The organism is Pseudomonas sp. HY2-MNA-CIBAN-0224 (assembly GCF_040310285.1).
GTDB classification, from domain to species: domain Bacteria; phylum Pseudomonadota; class Gammaproteobacteria; order Pseudomonadales; family Pseudomonadaceae; genus Aquipseudomonas; species Aquipseudomonas helleri.
Genome location: NZ_JBEOPQ010000105.1, coordinates 1 through 9011, shown reverse-complemented (window position 1 = coordinate 9011; position 9011 = coordinate 1). Strand labels below are relative to the sequence as shown.

At 57.7% G+C, this 9011-nt stretch carries 9 protein-coding genes and 1 pseudogene; 4 read left to right on the top strand and 6 right to left on the bottom strand.

The window, feature by feature from the left end; translation table 11 throughout:
* Nucleotides 1-265: 265 nt before the first annotated feature.
* Nucleotides 266-988 (bottom strand): TorF family putative porin, encoded by a 723-nt coding sequence (locus AAEZ03_RS25135; protein ID WP_048371529.1) that lies wholly within the window; start codon nucleotides 986-988, stop codon nucleotides 266-268.
* 182 nt (nucleotides 989-1170) lie between these two features.
* Nucleotides 1171-1350 (bottom strand): PFL_1563 family small protein, encoded by a 180-nt coding sequence (locus tag AAEZ03_RS25130; RefSeq protein WP_048371526.1) that lies wholly within the window; start codon nucleotides 1348-1350, stop codon nucleotides 1171-1173.
* 347 nt (nucleotides 1351-1697) lie between these two features.
* On the opposite strand from AAEZ03_RS25130, the gene AAEZ03_RS25125 reads away from it, so the two are divergent.
* Together AAEZ03_RS25125 and AAEZ03_RS25120 are read left to right on the top strand one after the other, a co-directional pair.
* Nucleotides 1698-2534 carry a CvfB family protein gene (locus AAEZ03_RS25125; protein ID WP_048371524.1) on the top strand — a complete coding sequence of 279 codons (837 nt, stop codon included), beginning with the start codon at nucleotides 1698-1700 and terminating at the stop codon, nucleotides 2532-2534.
* 39 nt (nucleotides 2535-2573) lie between these two features.
* On the top strand, nucleotides 2574-3503 hold the full coding sequence (locus tag AAEZ03_RS25120; protein ID WP_350582337.1) for a DMT family transporter: 930 nt from the start codon (nucleotides 2574-2576) through the stop codon (nucleotides 3501-3503).
* On the opposite strand, the pseudogene AAEZ03_RS25115 reads toward AAEZ03_RS25120, so the two are convergent.
* Nucleotides 3451-4632 (bottom strand): annotated as a pseudogene (locus tag AAEZ03_RS25115) (MFS transporter). The gene AAEZ03_RS25120 and the pseudogene AAEZ03_RS25115 overlap by 53 nt on opposite strands.
* A 103-nt stretch (nucleotides 4633-4735) precedes the next feature.
* Between AAEZ03_RS25115 and ptrR the strand changes: the two are divergent.
* Both ptrR and AAEZ03_RS25105 read left to right on the top strand, forming a co-directional pair.
* Nucleotides 4736-5638, top strand: a complete 903-nt coding sequence (ptrR, locus tag AAEZ03_RS25110; protein ID WP_350582334.1) for a putrescine utilization regulator PtrR — start codon at nucleotides 4736-4738, stop codon at nucleotides 5636-5638.
* A gap of 125 nt (nucleotides 5639-5763) precedes the next feature.
* On the top strand, nucleotides 5764-5889 hold the full coding sequence (locus AAEZ03_RS25105) for a PA1414 family protein (RefSeq protein ID WP_256677203.1): 126 nt from the start codon (nucleotides 5764-5766) through the stop codon (nucleotides 5887-5889).
* Between the two features lie 79 nt (nucleotides 5890-5968).
* Here AAEZ03_RS25105 and AAEZ03_RS25100 read toward each other — a convergent pair whose 3' ends face one another.
* From AAEZ03_RS25100 to speB, 3 genes are all read right to left on the bottom strand, one after another.
* A complete protein-coding gene (locus AAEZ03_RS25100) occupies nucleotides 5969-7348 on the bottom strand; it encodes a sodium:solute symporter family protein (protein ID WP_153329257.1) in 1380 nt (459 codons plus the stop codon).
* A gap of 25 nt (nucleotides 7349-7373) precedes the next feature.
* Complete coding sequence (locus AAEZ03_RS25095; protein ID WP_314918804.1) at nucleotides 7374-7568, bottom strand: hypothetical protein; 195 nt, start codon at nucleotides 7566-7568, stop codon at nucleotides 7374-7376.
* A gap of 280 nt (nucleotides 7569-7848) precedes the next feature.
* Nucleotides 7849-8799, bottom strand: a complete 951-nt coding sequence (gene speB, locus AAEZ03_RS25090) for an agmatinase (protein ID WP_123752006.1) — start codon at nucleotides 8797-8799, stop codon at nucleotides 7849-7851.
* Nucleotides 8800-9011 lie beyond the last annotated feature (212 nt).

Genomic DNA, 9011 nt, shown 5'->3' with positions numbered 1-9011 from the left:
TAAATTGCTCTGTGTACTTATTCATGTTGAAAACCCAAAAAGTTGGATGGGTGTCCAACTTTTTGGGGGCAGTTCACCCTGTAGGAGCGAGCTTGCTCGCGATCTTTTGATCTTGATCTGGTTTTTGATCTTGATCTAAGCCATAAGAGGCTCCGTTAAACCACGCAGGCCGATCGCAGCCTTCGTACCTCGTCAGCGACTACAGTGGTCTGTTTGATGCGCGACAGCGCGGCGTCGAAGACGGGACGGCTTTGTAATCCCTCTCTCAATAAAACGTACGTTCAGCCTTGAACGTCAGTAACCCATCGCATTGCGGGTTTTGCCCCGAGTACGCCGAGCAATCTCCGCCGTCGAGGCTGGAGTCGCTGTAGATCACGTTCAGGTTCACGCCCATCCAGGGCCGTGAGAAGGTGATCGACCAATCATTGAACGTACGCACGCTGCCGCCATCGGCGATGGATACCGGCGTGCCCAGTTGGTGGGTGGTGTATTTCAGGCTGACCCCGACGCCTAGCGTGCGATTGGCGCCCAGATCGGCAAACACGGTGCTGTCGCGTCGATCCGGGTCATTGCTGAACGCTGCGCCAAAGCGCGTGCCCAACACGGTCAGTCCCGCATAAAACTGCTGGCTGTCCATGGGGCTGACCTTGGGGTAGCTGTAATGAATCATCCCCAGTTCATAGCTCAGGGTCTGGTCAAACGGGTGTTTGTAACCGAGGTACGAATCGACTTCCAGATTGCTGCCGGGCTTGAGGCCCATGGTGGGCGCCCATTGGCCGACATACCAGCCGCTGTTGTGCGTGAGGTCCAGGCCGCCATGGAAAGTCGACCCCGGGCTGGTCGGCTTGACGAGGCCTTGGGCCATGCTGCGGCTGGGCTGGGTGCCCATTCTGAGGTCGAAATCGCCCAGCTCGCGTGAAAACACCTGTGCGTTGACAGCTGCGCTGGACAGCAATGTGCCGGTGAGCAGTAACGCTCGTGTGAGCATAGGTCACTCCCTTGACAACTGGATGCAGTGATTGGCTCGAAGGCTTGGTTTAGACAGGTTCAAGCATACGGATGTATGCCGGCAGATGGGGGCCGTTCGTCGATTTCTTGAGGGGAGGGGGTTCAGGAGTCCCAGCGCTTTGGAAGGCAAAGCGCATCAGGACCACTATAAAGCGGGGGGTATTACTTTTTACCCAGCGAAATCTGTTTGGATGCGCCGAAAGTTTGGCCGCTGACGCCTTTGTCAATTTGCTGGATCTCGCCACCGGACTTCAAGAATGCGGCAATTTGCGCATTGATTGAATCACTGGTTTCAACAGCGGGAGCTGGCTTTACTTTGCTGGCGGATGCTTTTACACGCATGGCGGCTATTCACCTGTAGAAAATAACTTGGCCAGCGATAGTAACTGAAATGCTTGACAATTGCTTGTTAAATATCCTCCTGAAATATTATAAGCACCTTGGCATTGCACATAATCAACACTCTAAGCGCCCGCTAACTCGCTGTTTTAATTCATATCATCGGGTTGTGTTTGGGCTATTCGGCAGGGTCTTGAGGGCGCGCCGGGCTGACGAGTGGTCCTTGGGTCGTGGCAAAAATCCTTGATAAATCAGGCCTTTTGTAAAAAATGTGAAAGCCTTGCTGCGCGGCTCCAATTTGCCGGGCCAAACTCGGGTAGAATGCTGCCCACGTAATGAGGGTATTGGACATGGCTTTAATCGGTCGCTACAACAGTTTGCAAGTGGTTAAACACACTAACTTTGGTTTGTATCTGGATGGCGGAGCCGACGGGGAAATCCTGTTGCCCAATCGCTATATTCCCAAAGATATTCCCAGTGAAGACGAAGACTGGCTTAACGTATTTGTTTATTTGGACAGCGCTGACAAGTTAATTGCCACCACTGAAAAACCAAAAGTTCAAGTCGGTGAGTTTGCCAGTCTTAAAGTTGTCGAAATTAATAGCATCGGTGTTTTCCTTGATTGGGGCCTGCCGAAAGATTTGCTGTTGCCGTATTCCGAAGAAAAACGCCAGATGACCGCTGGCGAATATGTGGTTGTGCACGTTTACCTGGACAAGCACACACGCCGCATCACCGCCACAGCCCGCCTGGACCGCTACCTGGACAAAACCCCGGCCAACTACCAGGTGGGCCAGGAAGTTGATCTGCTGGTGGCTGAGGCCACGGACATGGGCTTTAAAGCCGTGATCAACAACAAGCACTGGGGCTTGATCCACAAGAACGAAGTGTTCAAGTTCCTGCGCGCGGGCAAGCAAGAAAAAGGCTATATCAAGGAAGTTCGTGCCGACGGCAAGATCAGCCTGAGTTTGCAGCCGGTCGGTCAGGAGGCCTCCAGCAGCCTGAACTCGAAGATCCTCAGCAAGTTGCGTGAAAACAATGGCGTACTGCCGGTCAGTGATAAAAGTGCACCTGAGCAGATCAGCAACCTGTTTGGCGTCAGCAAGGGCAACTTCAAGAAGGCCATTGGTGCGCTCTACAAGGAAGGCAAGATTGTGATCCACGCGGACCGCATCGAACTGGTTTAAACCAGCGGCCTGCGCTGTTTTTATCTTTTGGGTGTGGCTATGAGTGGTTCGCGGCGAGCAACGGATGCTTTTGCACTGCAAGTCATGCTGGGGCTTTGCCTGATCTGGGGTGTCCAGCAGGTACTGATCAAAGTGGCTGCACCTGATATTTCCCCGATCATGCAGGCCATGGCCCGCTCGGGCATCTCGGCGCTGCTGGTGGGGCTGGTGATTTGCTGGAAGGGTGGCTGGGACCAAGTGCCATCCACTTGGCGCGGCGGACTGCTCGCAGGCAGTTTGTTTGGCCTGGAGTTTTTCTTTATCGCGCAGGGGCTGCACCTGACCAGCGCGGCGCACATGTCGGTGTTCCTCTATACCGCGCCGATCTTTACTGCGCTTGGAGTGAACTGGCTGTTGCCCAGTGAGCGTCTGCGGCCGCTGCAGTGGCTGGGGATCTTCCTCGCGTTTCTGGGCATTGCATTCTCCTTTGCCGGCGGCATGTCGTTCGCAGACATGGACCCCGACGTTTTGCTTGGCGATGCCTACGGCGTGCTGGCGGGCATGGCCTGGGGCGTCACCACTGTGGTGGTGCGCGGCTCCAGGCTCTCTGAGGCGCCGGTCACGCTGACCCTGTTTTACCAGTTGATCGTGGGCTTTATCGGCCTGCTGGTGATTGCGCTTGTCACAGGGCAGATCACCCACTTCAGCTTCACCGGGCTGGCCATTTGCAGCGTCTTGTTTCAGGGCCTGGTGGTGTCTTTTTTCAGCTACCTGATGTGGTTTTGGCTACTCAAGCGTTACCTGGCCTCCAATCTGGCCGTGTTTTCGTTTATGACGCCCTTGTTCGGGGTGACCTTTGGCGTGTTGATACTGGATGAGCCATTAAGCTTCAACTTCGCCGTGGGCGCGGTGCTGGTGCTGCTAGGTATCACTTTTGTCAGCGCGGAGCAGTGGGTACGTCGCAAGGTGCGCGCACTGCTACAAAATTAACCAGTTGCAAGGCCAGTACCCCGGCCAGCACCAGGCCGCTGGCCGCGATGATCAACGCCGGGTGCAATCCGCCACTGAAATGGCTGCTGACGGCCGCCAGCAAAGGCCCGCCCAGTTGGCCGGCGGCAAAGCAGGCGGTAAGCAAGGCGGCGTTGCGCTGAGTGGCGTGGGGGGCGATGTCGCGTGAGCTTTGCATCACCAGCGGCATGCAGGCCAGGAACGGCGTGCCGCATAAAATCACCCCCAGCGCCAGGCCCGCACTGCTGGGCAGCAAACATGCCAGCACGCCGGCCGCCTGCACCCACAGCGCGGCCATCAGCCACAGTCGAGTGGTGCGCGGCGATGGCCGGTGAAAGCTGATCAGCACCACGCCAATGGCCGCACACAGGCCGAAAGCCGGCCAGAACAAATCGGCTTGCCATTGACCGCGAAATTGCGCGCTGGCCATTTGCGACAAAAAGGTCGCCGGAATGATGTACCCCAAGCCATACAGCGCATAAATGGCTCCCAGACGGGTAATGCCGGGGTGGCGTGGGCTTGTGGGCGCCGTCTGCACGTGCGGAGCAAGGCCGTTGGCGGGTGGCAGGATCGGCATGATCACCAGCAGCATGAGCAAGGCGGCCACCGCGTAGATCAGCCACAACATGGACGAGTTTTGCCCCTGAACGTTGGCAAACAGCGCGAGCAAGCCGGTGAGCACCACGCCAATGCCGGGTCCGGCGAACACCAGGGCGCCCAGGCGTGGGCGGTTAGCGCTGACCGCGATCTGCTGGCTGAGCGCGGTGATCATCACCATCACCCAGGCGCTCGCCACCCCGGCGCCAAAGCGCAGTAGCAAATGCGGCCAGAAGCTTTGTGCCCAGTACGAAATCAGCGTCAGCACCACGCACAGCCATTAACTGGTGTGCAGTCGGCCACGGACTTGCTCCGGGCGTCTGGCACGAATGGCGTCCAGCGCGCCGATCAGATAGCCCAGATAGTTGGCGGCGGCAATCAGCCCGGCGCCGGTCAGGTCGATCTGACCTTCGCTGATCAAGTGTGGCAGTTGCGGGGTGAGTGAAAAACGGCCAATCCCCATGGCCATCATGAGTGCGATAAAACTGGCGAGTAAGCGAGTCAGGGCTGACATGCTGTTAATTCCCGGGCAGTGACAATGATCGTCAGGCTAGCGGTGATTGACTTTCTATAAAATTGAATAATAGTGAGTGACTTGTTCAGTTTTGGAGAATGGTGTGGAATTCAGCCAATTACGGATTTTTCAGGCCGTGGCCGAAGAAGGCTCGATCACCCGTGCAGCTGAACGTCTGCACCGCGTGCCTTCCAATCTGTCGACCCGGCTCAAACAACTTGAAGAGCAAATGGGTGTCGAGTTGTTCATGCGTGAGCGCCAGCGCTTGCAATTGTCCCCGGCGGGCAAAGTGCTGCTCGATTACACCGCGCGCCTGTTCGCCCTGCGCGATGAGGCGCTGGGTGCGGTACAGGGCGGCGTGCCGTCCGGCAAATTCACCCTTGGCACGATGTACAGCACCGCGGCGATCCATTTGCCCGCTTTGCTGGCCCGCTACCACCGCGCCTACCCGGCGGTGAACCTGCATGTACAGTCGGCGCCGAGCGGGGAATTGCTCGAAGGTTTGCTCACCGGGCGTCTGGATGCGGCGCTGGTGGATGGCCCGCTTGAGTTGGCCGGGCTCGATGGTGTCGAGTTCTGTGAAGAGCAACTGGTGATGATCAGCGATCTGGATCATCCACCGATCACCCGCGCCCAGGACGTGCAGGGTCGTGAGGTGTTCGCCTTCCGTCAGGGCTGTTCGTATCGCACCCGCCTTGAAGCCTGGTACGCCAGCGACCGGGCGGCGATGGGCCGCGTGATGGAGATTGAGTCCTATCAGGGCATGCTGGCGTGCGTGGTGGCAGGGTCGGGTGTGGCGTTGATGCCAGCCTCGATGCTGGCCAGCTTGCCGGGCCGTGAAAGTGTCGGCGTACATCCCTTGAAACAACCTTTTGCCTCTGCCACTACGTGGTTGATGTGGCGAAAGGGCATGCTGGGCGCCAACTTGAATGCGTGGATAACGTTGCAGCAGACGGCGTCCGTTAAAAGCGACGTAGAAGTTGCAGCACAATGCGCATCGGCCTGACTTGAAAAGAGGAGGATTAGCCTAAAGTTCATTGACCTTAAGCAAGCATCTTGTAGGACTTAGGACTATTATCTGTACGAAGCGACCAAGGAATCCGGTCGTAAGTGTGGCCCCAAGGGGGAATTATGAAAGACAAACTGAAAAACTGGCTGCATGACGTCGGCGTTGCACTGGGCCTGATTGAGCCTCCGCTGCAACCGATTCCGATCCCTGTCGAAGACCCGCGTCGCCGTCCGCAACGTCGCCGTTAAGACGGTGGCAGCGTAAGCGCCTGATATCGAAAAAAACGGGCACGACCTCCGACGTCGCGCCCGCTGAAGAAAGTGGGTATCAGGCAGCGCTGGCCACTGTGGCCGGGCGCCGATCCAGCAAGCTGACCACGATAAAGCTGATAAGCCCTACAGCCAGGCTGTAGTAGATCGGCGTATTGGCGTCCAGACCATCCTTGATCATAAAAATCAGCGCCGTGATAAAGCCCAGGCTCATGCTGCTGATGGCGCCTGCCGTCGTGGCGCGCTTCCAGTAAATCGCACCGATCAATGGCACCAGCATGCCGCCAACCAGCAGGTTGTAGGCCAGCGTGAGGGCGCTGATAACGTCGCTTACCACCAAGGCAATCGCCAGCACCACGAGGCCTGTGAGCATGGTGAACAGGCGGTTGATCTTCAGGCTCGATTGTTTGCCGCCGCGCAGCTTGGGCAGCAGGTCTTCGGTCAATACGGTGGAGGCGGCCAGCAAGCCGGCACTGGCGGTGGACATCATGGCGGCCAGGGCGGCAGCAATCACCAGCCCGCGAATGCCGTCCGGCAGCGAAACCTTAACGATGGCGGCGAACGCGTTGTTGACGTTGCCCAGGTCCGGGATCAACACATGGGCTGCCATGCCGATCAGGGCGCAGGTCAGGCCGTAAAGGATGCAGTAGAACCCTGCGAACGTACCGGCGTACTTGGCCACCTTGTCAGTTTTGGCGGTAAACACGCGCTGCCAAATGTCCTGACCGATCAGAATGCCGAAGAAGTAAATCATGAAGTAGGTGATGATGGTGTCCCAGCCGATGCTGGTAAAACTGAAGTTCGAGGCTGGCAGTTTGCTCACCAGCTCATCCCAGCCGCCGACACGGTACAGACAGATCGGCAGCAGCACGAACATCAGGCCCACGGTCTTGATCACGAACTGCACGATGTCAGTCAGGGTCAGTGACCACATCCCGCCAATGGTCGAATACACCACCACCACGCCACCGCCGAGCACCACCGATACCCAGAACGGCAGGCCGAACAACACTTCAAGCACGGTGCCGATCGCCAAAATGGAGGTCACGCCGATCATCAGGGCATACGCCAGCATAATCACCGCGCTCGCCTGGCGCGCCATCGGGTTGTAACGTTTTTCCAGCACTTGGGTCACGGTAAAGATTTTCAGCTTGAGCAACGGCTTGGCCAAGAACAGGTTGAGCGCGATGATCCCGCAACCCAGGGCCGCGCACAGCCAGAAGCCTGAAATCCCGTGTACATAACCCAAACGTACAGTACCGACAGTTGAAGCACCGCCCAGCACCGTGGCGGCCATGGTGCCCATGTACAGCGTCGGGCCCAGGTTGCGTCCGGCGACCAGGTATTCTTCGTGGGTTTTTGCCTTGCGCATGCCGTAGTAACCCAGCACCAGCATTGCCGCAGCGTAGATAAGGACGACTATTAGGTCTAAAGCCATGATGGCGAGTCTCCGATTATTTTTTTTATGAGGCGATCAGGCGATGGGTGGCATCACCGCTGTTTCGGGTGTGGCGTTGGGTGTATTGCGTGGCGCGCGCGTTGCCCAAAAACAGGCGAAATACATCCCTGAGTCCGGTTCGGCGTGCGTTGTTCGGAGTCGGGTCAACTCCTGGTGAATTAATGTGGCCCGCATTATTGGGGCTGTTTTTATTATTCATGATCATCTCCGATCACACTGGCTAAGGGGGCGGCAGCCTTTCCGGCAAAGCGGACAAACATTCGTAACAGGCCAGCCAAAGGCCTTTTGTTCTTGTGTGCTGACTCAGGTCTTGAAGACCGTAGCCGCGCGATCCTGGCTAAAGAATTGCTCCCCTTGCATGCGCCGCTCGTTGGCCGCGTCATGCACAAAAACGGCCCGGTCAGCCGGCAGGCCGGCGAGGGCGCTGTTCGAGGTGCGCGATGGCACCTCGAACCCTTTATCCCGTCTGGAGGCGGGGTTTAGCGATGAGTGACTCCCGGCAAGACGCAGAGCATTTCGTACAGCAAGTTCGCGCCCAGCAGTGAGGTATTGCCGGTGGTGTCGTAAGGCGGCGAGACTTCTACCAGATCGCAACCGATCAGGTCGAGGCCTTGGCAGCCGCGAATAATCTCAATCGCCTGAATGGTGGTCAGGCCGCCGATTTCCGGGGTGCCGGTGCCAGGCGCCCAGGCCGGGTCGATGCCGTCGATATCAAAGCTCAGGTACACCGGACCATTGCCGACTTTTTCACGAACTTCAGCCATCAACGGGGCCAGCGACTTGTGCCAGCACTCTTCGGCCTGTACCACACGGAAGCCCTGTTTGCGGCTCCAGTTAAAGTCTTCAGCGGTATAGCCCTGGGCGCGCAGGCCGATTTGCACGACACGGTCACAGTCCAGCAAGCCTTCTTCGGCAGCGCGGCGGAACGTGGTGCCGTGGGCAATTTTTTCGCCAAACATGTGATCGTTCACATCGGCGTGTGCATCGATATGCACCAGGCCGACCTTGCCGTGCTTTTTGTGAATGGCGCGCAGGATCGGCAGGGTAATGGTGTGGTCGCCACCCAGCGTCAACGGGATCACGTTGTGCTCGAGGATGTCATCGTAGGCTTCTTCGATGATGCGCACGGCGTCCAGCAGGTTGAAGGTGTTGATTGCCACGTCGCCGATATCCGCGACCGACAGCGAGTCGAACGGGGCGGCGCCGGTGGCCATGTTGTAAGGGCGGATCATCACGGATTCGGCGCGGATTTCGCGAGGGCCGAAACGGGTGCCTGCGCGCAATGACGTACCGATGTCCAATGGCACGCCAACAAAGGCGGCATCCAGACCGGCGGCGGATTGCAGATGGGGCAGGCGCATCATGGTGGCAATGCCGGCGAAGCGCGGCATTTCATTGCCGCCCAGTGGTTGGTGAAGAATTTTATCCACGGGAAAGACCTCGTCGTTTGTTGTGGTTATGGCGGTCGATTCTGCGAAAGGCCGGCGGCGGGAAGAATCCCTACAGGCAAATACTTAGTTCAGATTTTTCTAAACTAATGCGGCTGCTCCGAGTTAGACTCCGAGCCTAAAATATGCGCGCCACGGGTAGGAGCGAGCTTGCCTCGCGATCTTTTGATCGTGAAAAGATCGCGAGGCAAGCT